General features: G+C 70.1%; 20 protein-coding genes. 12 read left to right on the top strand and 8 right to left on the bottom strand.

All coding sequences use genetic code 11. The features are described from left to right. Positions 1–4: 4 nt before the first annotated feature. The 6 genes from mmsB to ACQG07_RS06560 all read left to right on the top strand — a co-directional run bounded on the left by mmsB (position 5) and on the right by ACQG07_RS06560 (position 7,782). Positions 5–1,258, top strand: a complete 1,254-nt coding sequence (gene mmsB, locus ACQG07_RS06535) for a multiple monosaccharide ABC transporter permease (protein ID WP_085512640.1) — start codon at positions 5–7, stop codon at positions 1,256–1,258. Positions 1,259–1,299: 41 nt separating this feature from the next. Further along, positions 1,300–3,036, top strand: a complete 1,737-nt coding sequence (locus ACQG07_RS06540) for a hypothetical protein (protein ID WP_426737795.1) — start codon at positions 1,300–1,302, stop codon at positions 3,034–3,036. Positions 3,037–3,269: 233 nt separating this feature from the next. Continuing rightward, positions 3,270–4,967 (top strand): ribulokinase, encoded by a 1,698-nt coding sequence (gene araB / locus ACQG07_RS06545; protein WP_371413698.1) that lies wholly within the window; start codon positions 3,270–3,272, stop codon positions 4,965–4,967. Further along, positions 4,964–5,671: an L-ribulose-5-phosphate 4-epimerase gene (locus ACQG07_RS06550; protein WP_426737796.1), complete on the top strand. Its 708-nt coding sequence runs from the start codon at positions 4,964–4,966 to the stop codon at positions 5,669–5,671. Before araB ends, ACQG07_RS06550 begins: the two co-directional genes overlap by 4 nt. A 122-nt stretch (positions 5,672–5,793) precedes the next feature. Then, positions 5,794–7,311 (top strand): L-arabinose isomerase, encoded by a 1,518-nt coding sequence (gene araA / locus ACQG07_RS06555; protein WP_426737797.1) that lies wholly within the window; start codon positions 5,794–5,796, stop codon positions 7,309–7,311. A gap of 150 nt (positions 7,312–7,461) precedes the next feature. Beyond that, positions 7,462–7,782 carry a hypothetical protein gene (locus ACQG07_RS06560; protein ID WP_426737798.1) on the top strand — a complete coding sequence of 107 codons (321 nt, stop codon included), beginning with the start codon at positions 7,462–7,464 and terminating at the stop codon, positions 7,780–7,782. A 30-nt stretch (positions 7,783–7,812) separates the two neighbouring features. Here the strand turns inward: ACQG07_RS06560 and ACQG07_RS06565 are convergent, their stop codons facing one another. The 5 genes from ACQG07_RS06565 to ACQG07_RS06585 are packed head-to-tail and all read right to left on the bottom strand — an operon-like array spanning position 7,813 to position 13,390. Further along, positions 7,813–8,904: a hypothetical protein gene (locus tag ACQG07_RS06565; protein WP_426737799.1), complete on the bottom strand. Its 1,092-nt coding sequence runs from the start codon at positions 8,902–8,904 to the stop codon at positions 7,813–7,815. Positions 8,905–8,941: 37 nt separating this feature from the next. Beyond that, positions 8,942–10,258 (bottom strand): alpha-L-fucosidase, encoded by a 1,317-nt coding sequence (locus ACQG07_RS06570; RefSeq protein ID WP_426737800.1) that lies wholly within the window; start codon positions 10,256–10,258, stop codon positions 8,942–8,944. After that, a complete protein-coding gene (locus ACQG07_RS06575; RefSeq protein ID WP_426737801.1) occupies positions 10,255–11,133 on the bottom strand; it encodes a carbohydrate ABC transporter permease in 879 nt (292 codons plus the stop codon). Before ACQG07_RS06575 ends, ACQG07_RS06570 begins: the two co-directional genes overlap by 4 nt. Then, complete coding sequence (locus ACQG07_RS06580; RefSeq protein WP_079706784.1) at positions 11,130–12,041, bottom strand: carbohydrate ABC transporter permease; 912 nt, start codon at positions 12,039–12,041, stop codon at positions 11,130–11,132. Before ACQG07_RS06580 ends, ACQG07_RS06575 begins: the two co-directional genes overlap by 4 nt. Continuing rightward, on the bottom strand, positions 12,038–13,390 hold the full coding sequence (locus ACQG07_RS06585) for an extracellular solute-binding protein (protein ID WP_229940022.1): 1,353 nt from the start codon (positions 13,388–13,390) through the stop codon (positions 12,038–12,040). The genes ACQG07_RS06580 and ACQG07_RS06585 overlap by 4 nt, the downstream gene beginning before the upstream one ends. Positions 13,391–13,615: 225 nt before the next feature. On the opposite strand from ACQG07_RS06585, the gene ACQG07_RS06590 reads away from it, so the two are divergent. Next, entirely contained in the window at positions 13,616–14,596 is a 981-nt protein-coding gene (locus ACQG07_RS06590) for a cyclase family protein (protein WP_229940023.1), read from the top strand. A gap of 55 nt (positions 14,597–14,651) precedes the next feature. Here ACQG07_RS06590 and ACQG07_RS06595 read toward each other — a convergent pair whose 3' ends face one another. After that, entirely contained in the window at positions 14,652–17,534 is a 2,883-nt protein-coding gene (locus ACQG07_RS06595; protein ID WP_426737802.1) for a hypothetical protein, read from the bottom strand. After that, positions 17,531–19,420: an HSP90 family protein gene (locus ACQG07_RS06600; RefSeq protein ID WP_426737803.1), complete on the bottom strand. Its 1,890-nt coding sequence runs from the start codon at positions 19,418–19,420 to the stop codon at positions 17,531–17,533. Before ACQG07_RS06600 ends, ACQG07_RS06595 begins: the two co-directional genes overlap by 4 nt. A 328-nt stretch (positions 19,421–19,748) precedes the next feature. Between ACQG07_RS06600 and ACQG07_RS06605 the strand changes: the two genes are divergently transcribed. Continuing rightward, the gene (locus ACQG07_RS06605; RefSeq protein WP_426737804.1) at positions 19,749–20,990 is read left to right on the top strand and encodes a multidrug effflux MFS transporter; all 1,242 of its coding nucleotides are present in this window, start codon (positions 19,749–19,751) and stop codon (positions 20,988–20,990) included. Positions 20,991–21,012: 22 nt separating this feature from the next. Here the strand turns inward: ACQG07_RS06605 and ACQG07_RS06610 are convergent, their stop codons facing one another. After that, the gene (locus ACQG07_RS06610; protein WP_426737805.1) at positions 21,013–21,435 is read right to left on the bottom strand and encodes a YchJ family protein; all 423 of its coding nucleotides are present in this window, start codon (positions 21,433–21,435) and stop codon (positions 21,013–21,015) included. 152 nt (positions 21,436–21,587) lie between these two features. On the opposite strand from ACQG07_RS06610, the gene ACQG07_RS06615 reads away from it, so the two are divergent. The 4 genes from ACQG07_RS06615 (at position 21,588) to ACQG07_RS06630 (ending at position 26,222) form a co-directional block, all read left to right on the top strand. Beyond that, positions 21,588–22,373, top strand: a complete 786-nt coding sequence (locus ACQG07_RS06615) for a phosphatase PAP2 family protein (RefSeq protein ID WP_228501947.1) — start codon at positions 21,588–21,590, stop codon at positions 22,371–22,373. A 262-nt stretch (positions 22,374–22,635) separates the two neighbouring features. Beyond that, entirely contained in the window at positions 22,636–23,688 is a 1,053-nt protein-coding gene (locus ACQG07_RS06620; RefSeq protein WP_426737806.1) for a LacI family DNA-binding transcriptional regulator, read from the top strand. A gap of 43 nt (positions 23,689–23,731) precedes the next feature. Next, positions 23,732–24,754 carry a LacI family DNA-binding transcriptional regulator gene (locus tag ACQG07_RS06625; RefSeq protein WP_426737807.1) on the top strand — a complete coding sequence of 341 codons (1,023 nt, stop codon included), beginning with the start codon at positions 23,732–23,734 and terminating at the stop codon, positions 24,752–24,754. A 130-nt stretch (positions 24,755–24,884) separates the two neighbouring features. Beyond that, on the top strand, positions 24,885–26,222 hold the full coding sequence (locus tag ACQG07_RS06630) for an extracellular solute-binding protein (RefSeq protein ID WP_426737808.1): 1,338 nt from the start codon (positions 24,885–24,887) through the stop codon (positions 26,220–26,222). Positions 26,223–26,301 lie beyond the last annotated feature (79 nt).

Genomic DNA, 26,301 nt, shown 5'->3' on the forward strand with positions numbered 1-26,301 from the left:
CGCAATGTCCGATCTGGACACCAAACCCACCGTCCCGGCAGGCGACGGCACCGCCGCCGGCGGCCTCGTCAACCCGGCCACCAACCGCTTCACGAGCTGGCTGACCCACATCCTCAGCGACCTCGGCAAGAACGGCATCTTCATCGCCCTCCTGCTCGTCGTCGTGTTCTTCGCCGTCATCACCGACGGCATCCTGCTGCGGCCGCAGAACATCTCCAACCTGATCGTGCAGAACGGGTACATCCTCGTCCTCGCGATCGGCATGGTGATGGTCATCATCGCCGGCCACATCGACCTGTCGGTCGGTTCCGTCGCGGCCTTCGTCGGTGCGGTCTCCGGTGTGTTCGCCGTGCAGATGCAGATGCCGTGGTGGATCGCGATCATCCTGTCGCTCGCCATCGGTGCGCTCGTCGGTGTCTGGCAGGGCTTCTGGATCGCCTACGTCGGGATCCCGGCGTTCATCGTGACGCTGGCCGGCATGCTCATCTTCCGCGGCCTCGCGCTCGTGGTGCTCGGCAACGCCAACATCGGTTCCTTCCCGGCGGAGTACCGCGCGCTCGGCAACGGCTTCCTGAACGACGTGTTCGGTGACTTCCCGATCGACCCGCTGACGCTCGGTATCGGCGTCATCGCCGTGGTCGGCCTCGTCGTGCAGCAGGTCCGCACGCGTCTCGGCCGACAGAAGTACGGCCAGGACACCGAGCCGTTCCCGTGGTTCGTCGCCAAGCTCGTCCTCATCATCGCGGGCATCGGCTTCTTCGTGTACGCCCTCGCCGCGTACAAGGGCATCCCGGTCACGCTCATCGTGCTGGCCGTCCTCGTGCTCGTCTACGGCATCGTCATGAACCGCTCGGTCTTCGGCCGTCACATCTACGCGATCGGTGGCAACCGTCACGCCGCGGAGCTGTCCGGCATCAAGACCCGTAAGGTCGACTTCTTCCTGTTCGTCAACATGGGCTTCCTCGCGGCGCTCGCCGGCCTCATCTTCACGGCCCGCCTGAACCTCGCCGGTCCGAAGGCCGGTGACGGCTTCGAACTCGAGGCGATCTCCGCGGCCTTCATCGGTGGAGCCGCGGTGCAGGGTGGCGTCGGCACCATCGGCGGTGCGATCATCGGTGGTCTCATCATCGGTGTGCTGAACAACGGTATGTCGATCATCGGCCTCGGCATCGAGTGGCAGCAGGCCGTCAAGGGCCTCGTGCTGCTGCTCGCCGTCGCGTTCGACGTCTACAACAAGCGCCGCAGCGGCGGACGCTGATCCCGAGGTCCGCGACCGCGGAACCCGGATCGATCCGACGCATGGACATCCACCACGGAGGCGAGAGCACCGGCGACCTGGCCGGTGCCCTCGCCTCCGTGCGTGGTGGCGAGGCGACCGCTGAGCCCGACTCCTCGCGGGTCCCGCCGGCGGCGCTCGCGATCCTGCGGGACGGCCGACCGTTGCTCGAGGTGCCCTTCGGTACGGTGCACGCCGTGCTCGGACCGGTGCCGGTCCTCCGGCACCTGATCGCGCAGTTGTCCGGGACGTCCACCGGACCGCGCGGCGCGGCCAGGGTGTCCGGCTCCGAGACGGTGCTCGTCGACGGCAGGCCGGCGCGGTTGTCGTCACGGGCCGCGTCGAGTGCCTCCGGGGTGGCCGTCGTGACGGCCGGGCAGGCCATCAGCTGGTCGCAGACCATCGGTGAGAACGTGCTGCTCGGGTCCGAGCATGGGGTGGGACTGCGGGAGGCGGTCATGCGGCTCCTCCGAGGGCCGCTCGCCGACCGGACGTCCTTGAGGCAGAGCGATGCCGAGCGGATCCACCGCGCCCTGGGCGTCGTCGGGCTCGACCGGTCACCCGCGGACTCCGCCGGTGCCCTGTCGGTCGTGGAGCGTCGGCTCGTGGAGCTCGCCAGGGCGGTCGCCGCGGAGGCGTCGCTCATCGTGATCGACGACAGTGGCCCCGCACTCCGAGCGGACGAGGTCGAGCGTTGGCAGCAGGCGATGGTCGAGGTGGCCCGAGCTCCTCGAACCGCCGACCCCGCACCCGGTGTCCTGCTCGCGACCGGGGCCGTGACCGGGCTGGCGAGCGTCGCATCGGCCGCGACCGTGATCGCCGTCGGTGGTGACCCGTCGCCCCCGATCCGGCTGTCGGCCGTGCACGGTGAACGCGAGGTGCTCGCGGCGTTGGCCGCCGGGGTGGGCGGCGTCGACGCGTTCCGTCCGCTTGCCGGCGGTTCATCGACGTCGGACGGTGCCTCGGTGATCGCATCGTCGGTGACGGCTGCCGGCCTCACCGTCGAACACTGGACCGCGAGCCACCCGGCGGACCCTGAGCGGATCGTCGTCGACGACCTGTCCTTCGCCTGCGCGCCGGGGGAGGTGCTCGGGCTGTTCGGTCCGCCCGACTCCGGTGCGGGGGAGGTGCTGTTGAGCGTCTTCGGCCGGTCGTACGGCGCACGGACCCGTGGTTCGGTGGCGCTCGACGGTGCGGCGGTCGACGTCTCGACGACGGACCTGGCGCGCGCCGCGGGGGTCTTGTACACGACCGAGCATCCGATCCGCTTCGACCTCTCCTTCCTCGGCGGGGTGCCGTCGAGCGTTTCCCCGGACGCCCTCACGAGGATGGTCAGGCTCGGTGTGGCCGACCCGCGGCGCGACTACCGGGCGACCACCGTGCCGAGCGGCCTGGTCGCCGCGCTCCCCGGCGTGCACCGCGGACCGGACGCCGACCAGTTCACGGAGTCGCTCCGGATCATCGCGGACACGGGGGCGCGCGCCGTGCTGCTCGCCGAACCGTTCGGTCGGGCGGGCGCCCCCGGCTCCGAGGACGGACGTCGGCGGGCTGAGCGGTACGCCCTGATCCGATCGCTCGCGGCGTCCGGCCGGGCGGTCGTCGTCTCGAGCGAGGACCCTGCGGCGCTCGCGGCCGTCTGCGACCGGGTCGTCGCCGTCCGCGCGGGCCGGATCGTGGGGACCGTGGGCGCTGCTGAGGCGCCGGATTCCGAGCCGCTCGACACCCGCGCCGTCATCGAGGCGATGGGCGGTCTCGCATGAGTCGAAATCGCATCGCCCTGTCCATGGCCACGGCAATATACAACGTTGTACACTGGAGCGCGGCCCAGCCCTGATCCACCCGGCCGAGCATCCGCCCCCACCCGCTTGCACCACAGCATCGCGAATCAACCGAGCACCAGATCGACGAAGGAGTCCCACCGGTGAACACCGAGCAGAACCCGGCCGCCAGCGCCCCCGAGCAGGCGACAGCCACGCACGCAGAGACCTACACGATCGGTGTCGACTTCGGCACGCTGTCCGGCCGAGCCGTCGTCGTGCGTGTGTCCGACGGCGCCGAACTCGGGTCGGCGGTGCTCGACTACCCGCACGCCGTCATGGATCGCGAGCTCGCCTCGACCGGCGCCGCGCTGCCGCCCGACTGGGCGCTGCAGGTGCCGGCCGACTACGTCGCCGTCATGCAGTCCGCCGTGCCGCGCGCCGTCGAGGCCGCCGGGATCGACCCCGCCGCCGTCATCGGCATCGGCACCGACTTCACCGCCTGCACGATGGTCCCCGTCATCGCCGACGGGACGCCGCTCAACGAGCTGCCCGAGTACGCCGACCGCCCGCACGCCTATGTGAAGCTGTGGAAGCACCACTCCGCGCAGCCGCAGGCGGACCGCATCAACGAGCTCGCCGCCGAGCGGGGCGAGTCCTGGCTACCGCGGTACGGCGGCCTCATCTCGAGCGAGTGGGAGTTCGCCAAGGGACTCCAGCTCCTCGAGGAGGACCCCGAACTCTACGAGCGCATGGACCACTGGGTCGAGGCGGCCGACTGGATCATCTGGCAGCTCACCGGCACCTACGTGCGGAACGCCTGCACCGCCGGCTACAAGGGCATCTACCAGGACGGTGCCTACCCGAGCCACGAGTTCCTCGCAGCCCTCAACCCCGCGTTCGAGCGGTTCGCCGACGACAAGGTCGCCCACGAGATCGGTGAACTGGGCGCCGCCGCCGGCACCCTGTCGGCCGAAGCCGCTGCGTGGACCGGTCTTCGCGAGGGCATCGCGGTCGCGGTCGGGAACGTCGACGCGCACGTCGCGGCACCCGCGGCGCAGGCCGTCTCGCCCGGCCAGATGGTCGCGATCATGGGCACCTCCACCTGCCACGTCATGAACGGCGACGTCCTCCGCGAGGTCCCGGGCATGTGCGGCGTCGTCGACGGCGGCATCATCGCCGGCCTCTACGGCTACGAGGCCGGGCAGTCGGGCGTCGGCGACATCTTCGCCTGGTACGTCGCGAACCAGGTCCCCGCCCGGTACACCGAGGAGGCTGCGGCGCGTGGTGTCAGCATCCACGAGTACCTCACCTCGCTCATCCAGGACCAGCCCGTCGGCGCGCACGGGCTCGTCGCCCTCGACTGGCACTCGGGCAACCGCTCGGTCCTCGTCGACCACGAGCTCTCCGGCACGGTCCTCGGCCTGACACTCACGACCCGCACCGAGGAGGTCTACCGCGCATTGTTCGAAGCGACCGCGTTCGGCACCCGGAAGATCGTCGAGACGTTCAACGCCTCGGGCGTACCCGTCACCGAGTTCATCGTCGCCGGCGGTCTGCAGCGGAACCCCTTCCTCATGCAGACGTACTCCGACATCCTGCGCCTGCCGATCTCCATCACGGCGAGCGACCAGGGGCCCGCGCTCGGCTCGGCCATCCACGCCGCCGTCGCCGCCGGGGCCTACCCGGACGTCCCGGCCGCCAGCGCCGCGATGGGCAAGGTGAACCGCGCCGTCTACACGCCGAACGAGGCAGCCGCCGACGCGTACGACCTGCTCTACGCGGAGTACGCGACGCTCCACGACTACTTCGGTCGTGGCGCCAACGACGTCATGAAGCGCCTGAAGCGCATCCGCCGAGCCGCCCTCGGTGGCGGCGTCGACAGCCTGCCGACCGACACCGAGACCACCGCCCTCGAAGGAGCAACCGCGTGAACACCTACTCGCCCGAGATCGAGGTCGCGATCGCGCGCGTCCGGTCCGACGTCGCCAAGCTGCACGGGGAGCTCGTCCGGTACGGGCTCGTCATCTGGACCGGCGGCAACGTCTCCGGGCGGGTGCCGGGAGCCGACCTCTTCGTCATCAAGCCCTCCGGCGTCGACTATGACGACCTCGCGCCCGAGAACATGATGCTCTGCGACCTCGACGGCAACGTCATTCCGGGCACGCCCGGTGCTGAGCGGTCGCCGTCGAGCGACACCGCGGCGCACGCATACGTCTACCGGCATATGCCCGAGGTCGGCGGCGTCGTGCACACCCACTCCACCTACGCGGTGGCCTGGGCGGCACGCGCCGAGCCCATCCCGTGCGTCATCACGGCGATGGCCGACGAGTTCGGCGGAGAGGTCCCGATCGGTCCGTTCTCGATCATCGGCGACGACTCGATCGGACGCGGCATCGTCGAGACGCTCACCGGTCACCGGTCGCGCGCGGTGCTCATGCAGAACCACGGTCCGTTCACGATCGGGAAGGACGCCCGCGACGCCGTGAAGGCCGCGGTCATGGTCGAGGACGTCGCCCGCACCGTGCACATCTCGCGTCAGCTCGGCGAGCCGAAGCCCATGCCGACCGAGGCGATCGACGCCCTCTTCGACCGCTACCAGAACGTCTACGGCCAGGCGCCGCAGGGCGCGCTCTAACCCCACCGACCTCCGGTCCCTGACACCCTCCCGGTCCCTGAGCTTGTCGAAGGGCCACCCCACCACGGTCCCGCCCTTCGACAGGCTCAGGGACCGAAACGACCTCAAGAAAGAACCCACCCATGCCGAAGCCCCTCACCACGCTCGACCACTACACCGTCTGGTTCCTCACCGGCAGCCAGAACCTCTACGGCGAGGAGACCCTCCGTCAGGTCGCCGAGCAGTCCCAGGCCATCGCCGCCGAGCTCGGCGCCGCCGCCGACGTCCCCGTACGGATCGAGTGGAAGCCCGTCCTCAAGGACTCCGAGTCGATCCGTCGCGCCATGCTCGACGCGAACGCCGACGACAGCGTCATCGGCCTCGTCACCTGGATGCACACCTTCAGCCCGGCCAAGATGTGGATCGCCGGGCTCGACGCGCTGCAGAAGCCGCTGCTCCACCTCCACACGCAGGCGAACGTCGAGCTGCCGTGGTCGGAGATCGACTTCGACTTCATGAACCTCAACCAGGCCGCGCACGGCGACCGCGAGTTCGGGTACATCCAGACGCGTCTCGGCGTCGCCCGCAAGACGGTCGTCGGCCACGTCTCCGACCCACGCGTTCAGCGTGAGGTCGGCACCTGGCAGCGCGCCGCTGCGGGTTGGGCGGCCACGCACGAGCTCAAGCTCGCGCGCTTCGGCGACAACATGCGCTATGTCGCCGTCACCGAGGGCGACAAGACCGAGGCCGAGCTGCGCTTCGGCGTGCAGGTCAACACGTGGAGCGTCAACGAGCTGGCCGAGGCCGTGCACGCGTCGACGGACGCCGACATCGACGCGCTCGTCGCCGAGTACGAGGAGCTGTACGACGTCGTCCCCGAGCTGCGCAAGGGTGGCGAGCGGCACGAGTCGCTCCGCTACGGTGCCGCGATCGAACTGGGCCTGCGCTCCTTCCTCGAGGCCGGCGACTTCGCCGCGTTCACGACGAGCTTTGAAGACCTCGGTGAGCTGCGTCAGCTGCCGGGCCTCGCCGTCCAGCGCCTCATGGCCGACGGCTACGGCTTCGGTGCGGAAGGCGACTGGAAGACCGCCGTCCTCGTGCGCGCCGCGTCCGTCATGGGTGCCGGCCTCCCCGGTGGCGCGTCGCTCATGGAGGACTACACGTACCACATGGAGCCCGGCAACGAGCTCATCCTCGGGGCGCACATGCTCGAGGTCAGCCCGACGCTCTCTTCGGCTCGTGCCACCCTCGAGGTGCACCCGCTCGGCATCGGCGGCAAGGAGGACCCGGTGCGCCTGGTCTTCACGGCCGACTCCGGCCCCGCCGTGGTCGTCGCGATGAGTGACATGCGCGACCGCTTCCGGCTGACGGCGAACGTCGTCGAGGTCGTCCAGCCCATCGAGGCCCTGCCGAAGCTGCCCGTCGGGCGCGCCGTGTGGAAGCCGGCTCCGGACTTCGCGACGTCTGCCGCCGCTTGGCTGACCGCCGGCGCCGCGCACCACACCGTCATGTCGACCGCCGTGGGGGTCGAGGTGTTCGCCGACTTCGCGGAGATCGCCAAGACCGAGCTCCTCGTGATCGACGAGTCGACCACGACGCGCGACTTCCAGCGCGAGGTGCGCTGGAACAACGCGTACTACCGACTCGCCCAGGGGTTCTAGCCCCGGGACGATCCGATCGAGACGGCCTCCCGCCCACCGGCGGGACGCCGTCTCGCGTCGTGGTGTCGTCGATCGTGCGGTGCGACGACGGCGCTTGCTAGCCTGGGGCGACGTGCCGGGGGTGGTGCGCTGAGCGACGGGGGTCGACCGATGACGGATGTGTTCACGCAGACGGAGCAGCACGAGCCGGGCGACGAGGGGACGGCCGAGCCGACGAGGCTCGGGTGGAAGCTCGCGATCGGTGGGACCGTCCTCGTCGCCGGCGTCGGAGCGGTCCTCGCGATCGTCGCAGCGACCGGCGGGTTCACCGCCGCCGACCCAGCGGCCGCCGAGCGGGCGATGGAACGGTGCATCGAGGAGCAGTCGAGGCGCATCGTCGACGCCGGCGACCGCACCCCGGCCGAGGCCGCCGCCGAGGGATGTGCGCTCGATGCCGAGTCGGACACCTTCCTCGACGAGTACGGCGACTGACCAGGATCGGTTCGGGAGCGTTCGAGCGCGCTACCGGAGCCCGATGATCGTGCCGACGACGAACAGCCCGAGCGCGCTCCACATGAGGATGTCGTCGACGCTCATCCGGACGCTGAGGCGCCGACCACGGGTGCTGACGCGGCCGGCCGCCGCGGTCGAGGCCGACTCGTCCGTCTTGGCGCTTCGCCGGTCACCTCGGGTCTCCCGCCACCGTGCCCAGCGTTCGACGCGGTCGTCCACGGCGTCGACAGCGGCGGCGATGTCCTGCCAATCGTCGACCTTCGTCGTGACGAGATCGTCGCTGGTCACGAGCAGGAGCCAGTCGTCGACGATCTCCACGTCGAAGCCGCGCACGTGGTCGAGCAGTCGCGCCATCACGTCGGGCGTGAACAGATAGAGGGCATCGGCCTCGTAGCCGACCGGGCAGTACAGCTGGAAGTGGCGGTCGAACCCGCCCTCGAGGCTGAGCCGCTGCGCATCGGCCGGGGCGCCGGCGCCAGTCATCCCTCGGCGGCGGCCGTCCTGGGCGCGGAGCAGGATGTGGGGGAGGGCGACGGGCATCCGGAGTGCGCAGTAGCCACCGAAGGGGGCCGCGAGGTTCTTGCGGTTGCCGATGACCTCGTAGTCGGCGATCTCGATGCCGCGGGGCTCCCGGCTCCGGAGGACTCGGTGGAGGTTCACCGACCCGCGGCTCCGCCAGGGCATGTCGCGCTGGAGGGCGATGGGACCGACGCGGTAGTCGAACCCGTTGGCCTCGGCGAAGCTGGCGAGGCGGAGGTGTGTGCGTCGCATGGTCCTACGCGACCAGACCCGGATCGTCATGCGGACGAGGATCACGGCGAGGAGGATCATGACCACCACGAGCGTGCCCATGCCGAAGGCGATCCCTCCCGCGTTCCTGCCGCCTTGAGCGTAGGCGAGCAGGCCGACCAGGCCGAAGAAGAAGATGCCGAACAGTCCGCCGATCGCGCCGAGGGTGGTGGTGAGCCGTCGGACTCGCCCGATGCGATCGCGGGCGCCGGGGTCCTCCCTGACGAAGGCTCGCCACTGCTCGTGAACCTCGTGTCGGGGAAGCGGCCGGGTGAGCGCACTCGTGTCGAGTGGTTCGGGAAGCGCCTGCACGCCCTCCAGCCTAGTTCCGCGTCGAGGCGCGGCCGGCTCAGTCGGGGGCCTCCGTCGGAGCCTCGTACCCGACCGGCAGCTCGGGGACGGTGCTCGAGCCAGTGTGGAACGCGGTGACCGCGAGGAGCATCGGTGTCGGCGCTTCCGCAGAGCGGCCCGCCTCATCGACGACGTCGGGGACGAGCCCGATCGTCAGCCGATCGGTCGTGACCGGTTCGAACACGTGCACCCTCGAGACGCCGACGGAACCGGCTTCGACGAGCGTGCGGCCGTCCGGTGTCCGGACCTCGTGGCGGTCGATCAGCTGCCCGGCGGTGAGGTCCTCGTGCAGCCGGAGGTGATCGATGGTGACCGGCTCCGCGAACGTGACGGTGACCGTCGACCCGTCGGCGGTCAGGGTTCCCGGGATCGGCCGCGCGAAGCGGCGGTCGCGCTCCGCGGCCCAGGCGGTCACGCGTTCCACATCGGCGTCGGGGAGGAGCCCGCGGGTGTCGGGTGGGAGGTTGAGGAGCAGGTTCGCGCCGAGTCCGACGGACCGGTAGAAGATCGCGAGCAGATGCTCCATCGACTTCGGCTCGTCGTCCGGGTGCCAGAACCAGCCGCGGCGGATCGAGACGTCGCACTCCGGCGGCAGGTACAGGGCCTCCTCGAACCGGCTGGTGACGACGGTGTAGTTGCTGAAGTCGGTGTGGTCGACGACGTACCGCACCGGGTCTTCGGCGAGACCGTTCTCGTTACCCACCCAGCGGATCGTCGGGGCGCCCATGTTGAACACCATCGCCTGCGGCTGGAGTCGTTCGATGATGGCGGTGATGCCGGGCCAGTCGTAGGTGTACCCCTCGGACCCGGCGCCGTCGAACCACAGCTCGACGAGCTCGCCGTAGTTCGTGCACAGTTCGGTGAGCTGCCGGGTGTACACCTCGGCGTAGCGCGCCTCGTCGGCGTACTCGGGAGCGTGGCGATCCCACGGCGAGAGGTACAGTCCCAGTCCGAGACCCGCTTCGCGACAGGCTGCTGCGAGCTCGGCCACGATGTCGCCGTGGCCGTCCCGCCACGGTGAGGATGCGACGCTGTAGTCGGTCGTCGTGGTCGGCCAGAGACAGAACCCGTCGTGATGCTTCGCGGTGAGGATGACGTATCCGGCGCCGATCGAGGCCGCGACGCGCACCCACTGCCGCACATCGAGGTCGCTCGGATCGAAGCTCGAGGCGGGCAGGGTGCCGTCGCTCCATTCCTTGCCGGCGAAGGTGTTGACCCCGAAGTGGAAGAACACGCCGAAGCCGTCCTGTTGCCAACGCAACTGGCCCTCGGTCGGGACGGGACGATGCTCGTGGTGGTGCGGCTGTCGACTCACTTGACTCCTCCTGCTGCGACGCCTCGGTGGAACCATCGTTGCAGCACGATGAACACCACGAGGACGGGGACGACGGCGATGATGGATCCGGCCATCACGACCCTGGGGTCGAACCCGAACGACGACGCCGAAAGTCGTGCGAGTCCGAGCGAGACGGTGAACGACGACTCGCTCCGCAGGACGAGGAGCGGCCAGAGGAAGTCGTCCCACGCGGTGATGAACGAGTTGACGACGACGACCAGCATCGCGCCGATGGACGACGGCAGGAACAGGGCGGTGAACCGTTGCCACTCCGAGGCTCCGTCGAGGAACGCGGCGTCTTCGATCTCGTCGGGCACCGCCGTGAATGAGGCCCGCATGATGAGGACGTTCATCGCGGAGACCGCACCGGGGAGCCACGCGCCGACGAGGGTGTCGAGCAGACCGAGCTCCTGGGTCATGAGGAAGAGCGACACCATGATCGACTCGAACGGCACGACCATCGACACGATCAGCACGGTGAAGGTGACCCGCCGCCCGCGCCAGCCGCGTCGGGAGAGCATGTACCCGGCTGCGGTCGGCAGCACCACCTGGGAGGCGATGGTGAGCGCGCAGACGATCGCGCTGTTCGTCAGGTAGGCGTCCATCGGGATCTGCCGGAAGATCGTGACGTAGGCGTCGAGCGTCGGCAGCTGTGGGAACAGGGTGGCGTCGCGCCCGAAGAGTGCTTCGCCGGAGCCCTTGAGCGACGACAGGAACTGCCACAGCAGCGGGCCGACGGAGATGACGAGGACGAGGAGCAGGAGCGCGTACCGCACCGGTGTCGTCCTCGACCAGCGCCGACGCCGACGCCGCAGGAGCGGTCGTGCGGGCGACTGCTCGATGCGCGCGCTCATGCGTCCCGCTCCCCGCCGAAGCGCTGCGCCAGCACGGCGAACACCGCGGTGAGGGCGAAGAGTGCCACGCTCGCGGCCGCACCGTAGCCAGCGTTCCCGGTGATCGGGTCGAGCGCTGCGTCGCGGATGAAGAAGGGGAGTGTCCGTGCCTCGCCTCCCGGACCACCGGTGGCGCCGCCGAGCAGGTAGACCTCGCTGAACACGCGGAGCGACCCGATGCCGGCGAGGAGCCCGACGAGGAGCATCGTGAGGCGGGTGCCCGGCACCGTGATGGTGAGGAACCGTCGCGTCGGGCCGGCGCCGTCGAGCTCGGCCGCCTCGTACAACTCGCGAGGGATGTTGGAGAGCGCCGCCAGGTAGAAGATCAGGTACCACCCGAGCCCACGCCACACCGTGAGGGCGATGGCGCTGAGCAGGATGAGCGACCCCTCGGAGAGGAACGGCACCGCCTGCTGGATGAGACCGACCCGCTGGAGCACCGTGTTGACGGGCCCTTGTTCACCGAGGAGGTTCTGCCAGACCAGCCCGACCGCGACCACGGACGCCACGATCGGAGCCGCGTAGGCGGAGCGGAAGAAGCCCATCCCGGGGAGTCGGGTGTGGACGAGCTGCGCGAGCAGCAACGGGAGGACGACCAGCAGGGGGACGGCGATGATCGCGTACAGCACACTGTTGCCGGTCGCGGACCAGAACGCGGGGTCCTGCAGGATCGAGCGGTAGTTGTCGAGGCCGACGAACGCTCCACCCATGCCGAGCGGGGAGGTGTCGGTGAACGACAGCGCGATGGTCCCGATGAAGGGCCCGACGCTCCAGATCGTGATCATGAGCAGCGCGGGTGCGCACCACAGCAGCGGCACCCAGGGCGGTCGATAACGCGCCGCGCCGTTCAGGTGGATCGCGGTCGTCATCGAGCGTCGGCTCCGATGACCCGGTTGGCCGCGTCCTGGGCGGCCTGGAGTGCCTCACGCGGCGCCTTCTTCCCGGTGAGCGCCAGCTGGAGCTCGGCGTTGACCGCGTTCGCGACCGCGTCGCTCCACTGCACGATGGTGACGATCTCCGCTTCGTCGGCGAGGTCGACGGCGAGACGGTTCGCCTCGTCGATGGGTGCGGTACCGGTGATGTCCGTGAGCTTCGGGATGCCGAGCGACTCGGTGGTGCTCGGGAAGTTCTGGATGCGTGGGTCGCTGATGAAGCGGCTCTGTTGCTCGGCGGCGAGGAGGAACCGCGCGAAAGCGATGGCGGTGGCCGGGTTGGTGCTCGTGCTCGGGACACCGATGGTCTGCACCTCGGCGATCGCGGTGCCGCGGCGGTCGAGGAGGGACGAGACGCCCACGTGCTCGTACACGCCCGGGTTGCCCTCCTGCACGTACCGGAGCGACGAGGCGTTCGGTGAGCCCCAGACGGTCGCGCCCTGGGTGAACAGGGCGGTGGGCTCGTCGTCGGACGCGATCGAGTCCTTCGGGATGCCGCCGGCCAGCGCGAGTCGCGTCATGCGCTCGGTCCACTCCTGCACGGCCGGATCGTCGGCGAAGACGAACGCCGAACCGTCGTCGGCGATGACCTCGGCCTCCTGCAGCTGCCACTCGAGCGGGAGTCGCAGACCGAGACTCGCGGAGAAGGCACTGAACTCGCCGTTCGACCGTTCGGCGACCTGATCGGCCGCGTCGAAGAGTTCCTCGAAGGTGGTCGGCGGCTGCTCCGGGTCGAGCCCGGCGCGCTGCATGAGCTCGGTGTTGTACGTCTGGAGGCCGATGAGGCCCCAGTACCAGGGGAGCACGTAGTGGTGGTCGTCGCCGGGGAGGACCAGGCTGTCCCACAGGCTCGGGATGAAGTCGTCGCCGATGCCCGGTGACGCGGCGTCGAGGTCGGCGAGGAAGCCCTGTTCGCGGAGCCCGCCGGCGGTGGCGAGCGGCATGTTCACGACGTCTGCCAGCGAGCACGCCTGCGCGTCCGCGACGAGCCGGGTGGCGAAGCTGCCGTCGCCAGGGTCGTCCTCCCAGGTGACGGTCGTGCCGGGGTAGGCGGCCTCGAAGTCCTCGATGAGTTCGGTGAAGTACTCGGAGAACGAGGCCTTCAGTGCGGTGGTCTGGAAGGTGATCTCGCCGGACGGCGTCGCGTCGATCGGCGTGCCAGCGGCGAACTCGTCTGCGATCGCGCAGCGACCGACACGCTCGCCCCCGGCGTCGCTCGTGCACGCGGAGAGCACGGCCAGCGTGGCGGCTGCAGCGGCGATCGACAGGGTTCGTTGGTGCTTCATGGGGGCTCTCCTCGTCCGCGGACGGGTTCGTCAGCCGTCCTTGCATATCGAGGATAGGCATGAGGTATGTGATATGCAAGCCCTGTGTACAAAAGCCTCAAGAGGGCTGCTTGTGGAGTGCACTCAGCCGTCCAGTCGACGGAACCCCACGGTCATGGCCGGATATCGGTGGCCCATGGCCGGGAATCCCTCGGCAGGGTTCGCGGCACCCGTCAGAATGAGGGCATGACCGAACAACGCGCCGTCCTCGATGCCACCGTCAGCTTCCTGAACGGCGGCGGTCTCGCCGTCGAGGACTTCCGTCTCGACCTGCCGCCCGCCATCGCGCAGGCGAAGGGGAAGGCGCAGCAGCAGGAGGTCGGTCGGCTGCTCGTCACGCACCTCGGTCTCGCGATGGTCGGCGAGATCCGGATCACGAAGCTCGAGATCGTGCGCGAGCAGCACAAGGGCTCCCGCGGGATCCTGGCGGCGGCAGCGGCAGCCGGACTGGAGATCCCGGACGCCGCAGCGGATGCGGACGCCGTGCGCCCCCGTCCGGAGGGGGCGCTCGTCGAACTCAGCCACCCGATCCGTGCCGGCCTCCGCACCTACCCGGGGCTGCCGGAGCCGGTGATCCGTCCGTTCCTCACGCGTGAGGACTCGCGCTCGAAGTACGCCGAGGGCACCGAGTTCGCGATGGACATCATCGAGATGGTCGGCAACACCGGCACCTACCTCGACAGCCCGTACCACCGCTACGCCGGCGGCGGCGACCTCGCGAGCCTGACGCTCGAGCAGCTCGTCGACCTCCCGGCCGAGGTGTTCCACCTCCAGGACTCGACGGAACGCGGCATCGGCGCGAACGTCTTCCTCGACCGCGAGCTGCGCGGGACCGCCGTCCTTTTGCACACCGGGTGGGACCGCCACTTCGCGACCGAGGCCTACACGAAGGACGCTCCCTACCTCGCCGAGGACGGGGTGCGGTACCTCGTCGAGCAGGGCGTGGTGCTGGTCGGCATCGACTCCATCAACATCGACGACACCGAGCCGGGATCCGGTGGCGCGCGTCCGGCCCACTCGCTGCTCCTCGAAGCCGGGATCCAGGTGGTCGAGCACCTCACCGGCCTCGAGCAGCTCCCCGCGAGCGGCGCCGCCTTCACCGCGACGCCGCCGCTCGTCGAGGACTTCGCGACCTTCCCCGTCCGCGCCTTCGCGCGACTGCCCTAGGCGCGGTCGGAAGACCGTCCTCGCGGTGCCGTCGGCGCGCTGAGGACGGTCCCGATCACTCCTCGATCTCGGCCCGCAGCAGTGCCGCGTCAGTGTGCTGCTCCAAGCGCTCGTATGCGTCCGCGAGCTCGGCCGTGACCGTCGTCCAGTCGGGCGAGCCGGCATGCAGGCGTCCGCGAGCCGAACGGAACAGGTCGACGGCACCGGCGTGGTCGTCGACGGCGACCCGCGACCTCGCCGCGAACACCTCGGCCACCGCCGCGCCGTTCTCGTCGCCGGCGGCCACGAACCCCGCAGCGGCGAGCCGAGCCGTCGCCGTCGCGTCGTCGGCGCGTCCGAGCGCACCGAGCGAGCGGGCCTCCGAATCGGTGATGTCGGCCACGAGCCACGCGGCCTCGTGCGCCGAGGCGATGTCACGAGCCTCCGAGTAGAGCGGCAGCCCGGTGTCGTCGCCGAAGGCCGCCCGTGCGCTCGCCGCACGCTGGAGTGCCTGGACGAGGAGCTGCGGGTCGCCCAGCCGGCGAGCGGCGGCGAGGGCCTGGTCGATGACCTCGATCGCGTCGTCGTCCTCGAACTGGACGAGGAGCGTGCTCAACCCGAAGCCGGTGCGGATGACCACCTGGTCGTTCCCGACGGACGCGGCGTCGTCGATCGCTGCGCGCCACACGCCGTACGCCATGCCGTGTTCGCCGATCATGCGCGCGGCCTCGCCCATGTTGGCGAGCAGGTCCGCGAGCTCACCCGGCGCGGCGTGCTCGCGCTTCGCCTGGTAGACCTCGTCGTAGTGCTCGAGCGCCGTGGCGGCATCGCCCGCGAACTGGAGGTACCGCGCGAGTTGGAGGGTGAGCGAGTCGAGGTCGTCGTACTCCGCCCGCTTCGCGTGGGTGATCGCCAGCTGCATGCGGGCCGCGGCCTCGCGGTCACGGTCGGCGTCGCTCAGGAGGGCCGCCGAGAGGGAGCACGCCTGGATGATGCCGAGCCGGTTGCCGAGGAGTGTCTGGAGGGCGACGAGTTCGTCGGCGAGCGCGACCCCCTCGGCGAAGGCCCCGGCCCCGCCGAGCATCCGGGTGCGGAGCGTCAGCGCGGGGAGGCGGACCGACGCCCGCTGCCCGGGCTCGAGGAGTGGGTCGAGAAGCTCTGCCGCCTCCTCGATCCGGCCGGTCACGGCGAAGAGGTGCGCGTGCAGGAGACGGGCCGGCGGGCCTGCCTCGCCCGGGTCGTCGACCGCGGCGGCGAGCACGGCCTCACCGGCGAGCCGGTCGGCGATCCCCATGAACCGTTCCGCGGACTCCTGCTCGGTCTGCGCTCCCGCCAGCTCGAACGCATGGCGTGCGATGACGACGAGCGTGTGGATGAGCCGGTCCGCGTCGACGGGGACGAGACGGGCGTCGTCGAGCTCGGCGAGCAGGAGGGTGAGCCGGTCCTCGGTCGCCGTGCCGAGGAGGGCCACACCGAAGCGTGCCTCCACGTCGGCGACCGCGATGCGTCCTGCCGCGCGGAGCGCGGTGTCGCGGTCGGCCCAGGCCCCGCTCGCGCGGTCGTCGTCACCCTCGATGACCGCTGCCTGCGCGATCGCGCCGAGGAGCCCGGCGCGGAGGTTCTCGTCGGGATCCGCGTCGTCCGCGAGGAGCGCGAGGCCCTGCTCGGCGGCGACGATCGCACCGCGTGGGTCGGCGCTCTGCAGGAGCGCGGAGGTCCGTTCGCGCCACTCGGCGGCCGTGGTCGCCGGTTCCGGCTCGGCGACCGGGGCTGCGAACCCCTCGACCGACAGCGGGAGGTCCCAGTGTTCCGTCGCGAGTGCCCGCGCGGCCTCGAGCCGCTCGGTGCGGAAGCCGTTGCCGTTGCGTTCGTCGAAGGCACGGGTCAGGTGCTCGGCTGCTGCCCAGGCGCGCGCCGCGACCGCGCTGACGGTCCAGTCGGCGGCGTCGGTCGACTCGGTGCCGAGGTACCGGGCAAGGTCCGGGGCGTCGGCACCGCGGACGGGCAGATCACCGTGACCGGCTCGGGCGACGGCATCCAGCAGGACGCCGACCGCGATGAGCCCGTCGGCGTGCCCGGACAGGTTGATGGGGTCGTTGACGAGGGCCGGCAGGTGGCGTTCGAGCATCGCCAGGCCGCGCGCCTCGTTGCCCGTGACGGCGCAGAACACGAGGTGGTCGGCGATGATGCCGAACCCGTCGGCGTTGGAACGGGCGACCCGGTAGCTGCGCTGGTGCGCCGCCTTGGCATCGTCGAACCGGCCGGCGCGGAGGTAGGGGAGGAGCGCCTGTGCCTCGCTCGTCTCCGGCTCCTCGCCACAGCTCATGCGGTTCTCGAACATCTCGTCGTAGATCCGGATCGCGTCGTCGTCGTGCCCGCGGAGCTGGTGGAACCAGGCGTCCTCATTGCGCACGCACGCTTCGCAGTGGCTGTAGCGGTCGTCCTCGATGGTCGAGCGGCGTTCCAGGAACGCGGCGGCCTCGTCGAGGCGACCGGTCACCGTCGCGATGTGGAACTGCGACTGCACCACGCCGCTCATCGTGGCGCCCGCTGCCGCGTACCTCGCCCGCATGTCCTCGTGCATCGCCTCGATCTGCGCGAGCGAGAACGTCGGGTTCGTCGACAGCCGGCCGGCCATCCACTTGTACTGGAACAGCAGGTCGCAGCCGTCGACCGTGATCGGGAAGCGCTCCGGGTCCGCGTCGTGCTTGCCGACGCACCAGCCGAAGGAGCTGAACATGGCGTCGGTGTCGCCCGTCATGTGTGCCGACTGGGTCAACCGCATGCGGGTCGCGTACGCGGCCTCCTCGTCGCCGGCGGCCTCAGCTCGCCGGAGTGCCTCGTCGAGCAGGGCGCGCTCGGCGGGACCACACGGCAGGGTGTCGGCCTCCTCGAGGAGGTCCTGGACGCTCGCGTCGGGGTCGATGTCGTTCACGGTGGTGGCGGTGGTGTCGGTCATCGGAGTTCCTTGTCGTCGAGACCGACACTGAGGCCGATCAGGTCGGTCATGGCTGCGTCGAGCATGCGGCGGTCGCGTGCTTCGAGGGGGCGGTGCCCGGCGAGGAGCGCCTGGACGTAGAGCAGTTGGATGCTGCGCTCGAACACGAGGTCGTCGTCGAGGGTCGCCAAGCGGCGGACGAGCGCCGCGTTCCAGTTGAGGCAGAGCCGGGCTGCAGTGTCGGCCTCAGTGCCTCCCGGGCCGGCGTCGGCGAGGAAGGAGTCGACGGCCCCGACGACCTGCGACCAGATACCCGGCGCGACCGAGGCGGCCCGGTGCCGCTCGAGCCGTCGGAGTACGGACGGGTCGGCGACGTACAGCGCGGCGAGATCGTCCGGCCGGTACCGGCGCACCGAGACCCGGCATTCGACCTCGGCGAGCACGCGGCTGGCGCGGTCCTCGAGTGCCGTCGTCGCGGCGAGGTCGTCCAGGTGCGGCGGCTCGAGGTTGTCGAGCTCGTCGGCGACCGTCACCCGTTCGACCCGCACGCCGTCGATCAGGTGGGGTAGTCGCTCCAGGATCTCCTGGTCGTACACGTACCCGCCGTTGACGATCGGTGAGGCCGGATCGACGACCGCGGCGATCTGACGGAACTCGTCACGGGATGCCGTGTACCGGATGACGCCGGTCTGCGACAGGTGTTCGTCGATGGTCATCGTGCCGGCGGAGGTCTCGATCGGGAGCCACCGGACGACGGCGCTCGCGAGGTCGTCGTCGTGCGCGGCGATCGCCTTGATGCCGAGCTGGTGGACGCCGATGAACTCCTGGAGTCGGTGCGGCCGTTGGCGGGCGAGGTCGAGGATCCACCGTCGCAGGGTTGCTCCGATGGCCTCGCGGGTGAACTCCAATGCGTCGTCCTGCACGAGCTGCTCGCGCGACGCCGTCGGGCGGAGTCCCGTCGTGTCGACGATGCAGCGCACGAAGAACGCCCACTCGGGAAGCAGGTCGTCGATCTGTTCGCTCAGCAGCATCCCGCCGAGGTAGACCCGGCTCGCCTGCCGGGCGCCCGGCGGAGGCGGTGAGGGGAGGACGAAGGCGGTGCCGCGGGTGCCGGTGCCTGGCACCACGATCTCGACGGCGTCGAATGGGCGCGTCCCGAGGAGATCCTCCCCGAAGGCCAGGAGCGCCTCGCGAGTGGTCGCCTCAGCCGTCCGGAACACCGGGTCGACGTTGATGCGCACCGGGTGGTCGGGTGCGGAGGGGTCGACCACCTCGACGTCGAGGTCGAGGAACCGTCCGAAGGTGCTGGCGAGGCCGAGCACCGTGCCGTGCCCGAGCAGACTGCCGTCGTGCAGTGGGCCGTCGATGCGTGGGTCGAGTACGACCTCCGAGCCGATCGGCATGGCGGCGGTCGTGGCGTCGTCGAGTTCTCGGATCGTGAACGTGCCGTCGGCGTCGCCGATCCACTCGATGGCCGGACCGCCACGAGCCGAGCGGCTGCGGACGGTGATGGTGTCGGCGACCATGAAGCAGCTCAGCAGCCCGATGCCGAACCGGCCGAGGTAGTCGCCGCGCTGGAGTTCGTCGAGGTCGCCGCGCTTGGAGCTGCGGCCGACCGTCGCCAGCAGCTCGGCGGCTTCGTCGCGGGTGAGCCCGACACCGTCGTCGCGGAATCGGAACGGCAAACCCGCCTCCGAGCCGGACGGTGGCACGTGCGGGGTGATGAGGAGTCTGCCGGGAGGAGCCGTCGGGTCGTCGGCGCGACGGGCTGCGACGGCGTCCCGTCCGTTCTGCAGGAGCTCACGGAGGTAGACGCGCGGTCCCGAGTAGATGTGGCGGCTGAGCAGGTCGACGACTCCGCGGAGATCGACCTGGAACGGCAGCGGGGCTCGGGAGTGGTCTGGCATGGCTCTCTTCCGTCGGCGGCTACGGGGCCTGCATCGGGGGTACATGCAGGGTGGATCGGGCTCCAGGCAGGCGGACCGCGACCGGTTCGTCTGCAGCCGGATCAGCCTAGCGAACGTCGTGAAACGGATGCTGGGCGGTCGCCTGGGGGTCGTCGAGGCGACGCTGCTCCCCAGGGGCTGTGGAGCGAGGTCGACGCCGATCGGTCGTCCGGGGGTGTCGCGAAAACGCGTCCCCGGCTGCTAGCCTTGACGCCGCTTCTCGAATCGATTCGACATCGATTCGGACCACCCCTCCCACCCCCGCACCTCGCTAGGAATCCGTTCACCAGTGCACACCGCAGGAATCACCGTCGTCCACCCCGGGGACTCGCTCTCGGGCAGGCAGCGCCTCGTCTACATCCTCGTGCTCGGCGCGCTCACCGCGCTCGGGCCGTTCACCATCGACCTCTACCTGCCGGCGTTCCCGATCCTCGAACGGGACCTCGACGTCCCGGTCAGCCTCATCCAGCTCACCCTCACCGGGACCACGATCGGCTTCGCGGTGGGTCAGCTCTTCATGGGGCCCTGGAGCGACAAGGTCGGCAGGCGTCTCCCGCTCATCCTCGCGACGAGCATCCACATCCTGGCCTCGGTCGGCGCCGCGTTCGCGCCCGACATCGGGTGGCTCATGGTGTTCCGCGTGCTGCAGGGTGCCGGTGCGGCGGCCGGTGGGGTCGTCGCGATGGCGATGGTCCGCGACCTCTTCGGCGGGAAGCCGCTCGTGCGGATGCTGTCGCGACTCGCGCTCGTCAACGGCCTCGCGCCGATCGCCGCCCCCGTCATCGGGTCGCAGCTCCTCCTCGTCCTCGACTGGCGCGGACTCTTCGTGTTCCTCGCCGCCTACGGACTGTTCGTCGTCATCGCGGTGTCGCTCTGGATCGTCGAGACCCTACCGCCGGCGCGGCGTCGCGACGCCGGGCACAGTACCGTCCGCGACCGCTACCGCTCGGTGTTCAGCGACCGCGTGTTCGTCGGTGTCGCCCTCATCGGTGGCATGAGCTTCTCGGGCCTGTTCGCCTACCTCTCGAGCTCGTCGTTCCTCTTCCAGGAGGTCTACGACTTCGACGCACAGGAGTACGGTCTCCTGTTCGCGGTGAACTCGCTCGGCATCGTCGCCGGGGTGCAGATCTCGTCGCGGCTCATGCGCTGGTACGGGCCGCAGTGGATCCTGGCCTGCACGACCATCGTGCAGCTCATCTCGGCGGTCACGATCGTCGCGCTGACGATGGCCGACGTCGGGCTGTTCGGTGTGCTGGTGCCGCTGTTCTTCTTCATCCTGTCGTGCGGCTTCGGCTTCCCGGCGGTGCAGGTGCTCGCCCTGGCGAACCACGGGCACGAGGCCGGGACGGCGGCGTCGCTCCTCGGGGCGCTCAACTTCGGGCTTGCGGGACTCATCTCGCCCATCGTCGGGGTGCTCGGGATCGGTACCGCGATCCCCATGGGTGCCGTGATGGCCGCGACCTCGGTCGTGTCGGTGTGTGCGCTCTGGTTCATCGTGCAGCCGAAGAAGGTCCCGGCCCTCGCCGGCTGACCTGGTGGCTCGCGCCGTCAGGTCACCGGTCCACGCCGTCGAGGTACGTCCACGCGCCGGTGTCCTTCGAGAACCGACTCCGTTCGTGCTGGCTCCCCGCCGAGCCCCGCACGCCGGGAACCTTGTGGTGCGCGACGAACTCGACCATCCCCTCGGTGTCGAGCGGCCCACCGCGGGAGGTCGCGACGATGTCGAGCCGGTACCAGCGGAGTGAGTCGTCCAACTCGAGCGACGCCGGCCTGGTCGACGGATGCCAGGTGCGCAGCAGGTACTCCGCGTCACCGACCGCGAAGGCCGAGAACCGCGACCGCATGAGCGCCTCCGCGGTGGCCGCCGACGATTCACCTCGGTGCAGGCGCCCGCAGCAGGCGCCGTACGTCTCGCCGGACAGGCAGGGGCACCGCGCGTCGTCGGCGAGGGGAGCGGTGCGGGCGTCGTGGGTCACTGCTCCAGTATCGCCCGCCAGGCCCGCAGCTCGTGCTCGTCGGCCGTCGGTCGCCAGCGCTCGTCCGGCGGCGCATCGGCGCGGCGATCAGGGCGTCATCCTCCTGGCGCAAGCCCACGCGTGAGACATGCCCGACACGGCATGATGGGACGATGACGGCACCCGACGACCACGACGACCCAGCAGCTGCTCCGGCTCCCGAGGTGCACGAGGCGGTCTCGCCAGCCCTCGACGAGTCGGGTGCGCTCGCGATGGATCCGGACCCGGCGTCGATCCGGCCCGATCCGAAGCTCGCCGCGAAGGTCTCCCGGCGGTGGCCGTTGATCAGCGGCGCGATCGCCGTGGTCCTCGTCCTCCTGCTCGGCGTGCTGCTCTTCCAGCGCGGCCCGAACGCCCCGTTCGGGTTCGACGAGGAGTGGATGCAGGAGGTCCTCGAGGAGCGGTCGCCGTGGCTCGTCCAGGCTGCGCTCGTCATGAACTGGCTCGGCGGCGGGGTCGTCGCGATCTTCGTCGTGCCGCTGCTCGGGATAGCCGTCCTCCTGCTGCTTCGCCGACCGTGGGCCGCCCTGTACTTCGCGATCGTCTCCGCCCTGAGCGCCGGAGCGGTGCAGATCATCAAGAACATCGTCGGTCGATCACGGCCTGAGGACATCCTCGTCCACGCGGACTTCGGTTCGTTCCCCTCGGGGCACAGCGCGAACGCGGCGACCATCGCCGTCGCGTTCGGGATCATCTTCCCGCGGGTCTGGGTGTGGTTGATCGGTGTCGCCTACACGCTGCTGATGATGCTGTCGCGGACCTATCTCGGCGCCCACTGGGTGAGCGACACGATCGGTGGGCTGCTGCTCGGTGCCGGTGTAGCGCTCATCATCGCGGTGCCGTTGCTGCACCGGATGTCGACCGAACCGAAGAAACGGGTCCCGCTGACCGACGGCTGACCGAGTGGACACCCGGCGCTTGATGCCGGTCGTCCAGCGCTCGTCGTTCGTGTTCCGTCCTGACGCCAGCGCGGTGCGCTGACCCCAGACCGCTCGGATGGGCGTGAGCGCGGGTCCACCGCGTGAGCGCGCCCCTCCGGAGGCCCGCGCTCACGCCACAGACCCGCGCTCGCGTCAGCGCACCGCGCTGGCGGCCACGACACCCCGTGCCGGCGGAGCGGTAGTCTGCTGACAGCCGGGAGCCGGCCGGGGGAGGAGACGCGTGTCGATCACGATGCACGACGTCGCCGCACGCGCGGGCGTCTCGATCAAGACCGTCTCGAACGTCGTCAACGACTACCCGCACGTGAGCGAAGCGACCCGCTCCAAGGTCGAGCGCGCGATCGCCGAGCTCGGCTACCGCCCCAACCTCTCGGCCCGGAGTCTCCGCTCCGGCCGGTCCGGCGTGATCAGCCTCATCATCCCCGACCTCCGCAACGCCTACTTCGCGGAGCTCGCGGACGCGGTCATGCGTCAGGCTCGTGCGCGCGGGCTCTCGGTGCTCATCGAGCAGGTGGCCGGCGGTCGGGACGTCGAGCTCGAGATCCTTCGCGGGCCGCGCATGCAGCTCGTCGACGGCATCCTCTACAGTCCGCTCAGCCTCGACCGCGACGACAGCGCGCTCCTGCCGGACGGGCCCATGGTGATCCTCGGTGAGCAATTGTTCGACGGCGACCGCGACCACGTGACGATGGCCAACGTCGACGGCGCCCGCGCGGCGACCGAACACCTGCTCGCGCAGGGCAGGCGCCGCATCGTCGCACTCGGCACCGACCCGCACGACACCCTGGGGCCGGCCGCCCTCCGCCTCCAGGGGTATCGGGAGGCGCTCGAAGCCGCCGGCATCCCGGCCGATCCCGCCTACGTCAGCACCGTCGTCAGTTGGCACCGCAGCGACGGAGCGAACGCGATGCGCGAGGTCATCGCCGCGGGCCTGCCGTTCGACGGCGTCGTCGCCTTCAACGATGCGATGGCCCTCGGTGCCATGCGCGTCCTCCAGGACGCCGGGCTCCGCATCCCCGACGACGTCGCGATCATCGGCTTCGACGACCTGGACGAGACGCGCTACGCCCTCCCGACCCTGTCCACGGTCGACATCGGCCGGGAGGAGATCGCCGAGCGCGCCGTCGAGCTCCTGATCGAGCGGATCGCCGCACTCGGGCAGCCGGAGGCGCCGCGCGCGATCGTCAGTGGCTTCCGCGTCGTCCCGAGGGAGTCCACCGGCTCCGTGATCGCCCACACGCCCGGATCCAGGGCCGCTCCTTCAACGTTGTAGAGTGCGTACAGGGCGGCCGGGCACGCCGCCGCCGAGGAGGATCATGGCGACCACCCTGCACGACGTGGCGAAGCTCGCCGGGGTGTCCGCCAAGACCGTCTCGAACGTCGTCAACGACTACCCGCACATCAAGCAGGCGACCAAGGAGCGGGTGCTCGCGGCGATCGCCGAGCTCGGCTACCGCCCGAACCTCTCCGCACGTGGGCTCCGCTCCGGTCGTTCCGGCGTCATCAGCCTGATCATCCCCGACCTCCGGAACTCCTACTTCGCCGAGCTCGCCGACGCCGTCATGCACGCCGCGGCGCAGCGTGCTCTGTACGTGCTCATCGAGCAGACCGGTGGCGACCGCGAGCGCGAGGCGGCGCTCGTCCGTGGTCCGCGGACGCAGCTCGTCGACGGCATCCTGTATTCGGCGCTCGAGCTGGGGGAGGAGGACGTCGACATCCTCGCCGAGGTGCGCACACCGATGGTCCTCCTCGGCGAACGGATCTTCAACGCTCCAAACGACCACGTCACGATGCAGAACACCGAGGGTGTCCGGGCGGCGACGGAGCACCTGATCGCTTCGGGGCGCCGACGGATCGTGGCGTTCGGCGCACACCCGGGGGAGGAGATCGGTTCGGCCGGACTGCGCCTCGTCGGCTACCGCGAAGCGCTCGACGCCGCGGGTCTGCCGTACGACGAGTCCCTCGTGCGGGAGGTCGAGATCTGGCATCGCCTGGACGGCGCGGTCGCGATGCGCGCGATGCTCGACGAGGGAGTGCGGTTCGACGGCATCGTCGCCTTCAACGACGCCCTCGCCCTCGGCGCGATGCGCGTGCTGAGTGAGCGTGGCATCCGCATGCCGGAGCAGGTGGCGATCATCGGCTTCGACGACATCGACGAGGGACGCTACTCCCTGCCGTCGCTGTCGACGATCGCGCCGGGGCGCGACCAGATCGCCGAGACGGCCGTGGATCTGCTGCTGGAGCGCATCGAGCGGCGCGACGAGTCCTTCCCGCCGCGCCTCGTGCTCGCTGACTTCGAGCTCGTCCAGCGGGAGTCCACCGCGCTCCCAGCCGTCTGATCCACCACTTCGATTCGTCCTTGACATCGCTGGAACCACCCGGCATCATGCTTTTACAACGTTTACCTTCAACGTTGTAAAACCCGGCACGATGACAATGAAGTTCCATCTCCGAGAGGACAGCACCCACATGAAGTCACGAGTTCTCGCAGCAGTCGGCACGGTCGCCGTCGCAGCGATGGCCCTCACCGGATGCTCCACCGGTGGCGCAAGCGGAGGCGGCGAAGCCTCCTGCACCAACACCATCACCAAGAAGGACGTGCCGCAGGTCACCGTCTGGGCTTGGTTCCCCGCCTTCGAGCAGGTCGTCGACCTCTTCAACGAGACGCACGACGACGTCCAGGTCTGCTGGACGAACGCCGGCCAGGGAAACGACGAGTACACGAAGTTCTCCACCGCCATCGAGGCGAAGTCCGGCGCACCCGACGTCATCATGCTCGAGTCCGAGGTCATCTCCAGCTTCACGATCCGCAAGGCGCTCGTCGACATCGGCGAGCTGGGCGCGAACGAGGTCAAGGACAAGTACACCGAGGGCGCCTGGAACGACGTCACGAGCGGTGATTCGGTGTACGCGATCCCGGTCGACAGCGGCCCGATGGGCATGCTCTACCGCCAGGACCTCTTCGACAAGGCCGGCATCGCCGTCCCGACCACCTGGGACGAGTTCGCCGCCGCCGCGAAGCAGCTGAAGGACGCCGGCACGGGTGTCCTCGCCAACTTCCCGACGAACGGCCGGGCCTTCAACCAGGCGTTGTTCGCGCAGGCCGGCTCCAAGCCGTTCGAGTACGACAAGACGAAGCCCACCGAGGTGTCGATCGACGTGAACGACGACGCGTCCAAGCGGGTCCTCAACTACTGGGACGGCCTCGTGAAGGAGGGACTCGTCACCACCGACGACGCCTTCACCGCCGACTACAACACGAGCCTCGTCGACGGCACCTACGCCGTCTACCTCGCGGCCGCGTGGGGCCCGGGCTACCTGCAGGGCCTCTCCGACGCCGACGACACCGCCGTGTGGCGCGCCGCCCCGCTCCCGCAGTGGGACGCGGCGAACCCCGTCCAGGTGAACTGGGGCGGTTCCACCTTCGCCGTGACCGAGCAGGCGAAGGACAAGACACTCGCCGCCGAGGTCGCGAAGGACATCTTCGGCACCGATGAGGCGTGGAAGATCGGCATCGAGCAGGGCGCGCTGTTCCCGACGTACAAGCCGATCCTGGAGTCCGACTACTTCACGAACCTCGAGTACCCGTTCTTCGGTGGTCAGCAGATCAACAAGGACGTCTTCCTCGCCGCGGCGGCCGGCTACAGCGGCTTCACGTTCAGTCCGTTCCAGAACTACGCGTTCGACCAGTTGACCGAGCAGCAGTACGCGATGGTCCAGGGGGAGAAGACCGCCGACGAGGCGCTCGACGACCTCCAGGCGAGCCTCGAGAAGTACGCCACCGAGCAGGGCTTCACCTCGAAGTAGCCCGCCGGGGCGGCCGCGACGTCGCCCCGCACGTCCTCCATCACCGGGGCGGCGCAGTCGCCGCCCCGGTGGTCCCCAC

Source organism: Plantibacter sp. 2H11-2 (genome assembly GCF_050031945.1).
Classification (GTDB): Bacteria; Actinomycetota; Actinomycetes; order Actinomycetales; family Microbacteriaceae; genus Plantibacter; species Plantibacter auratus.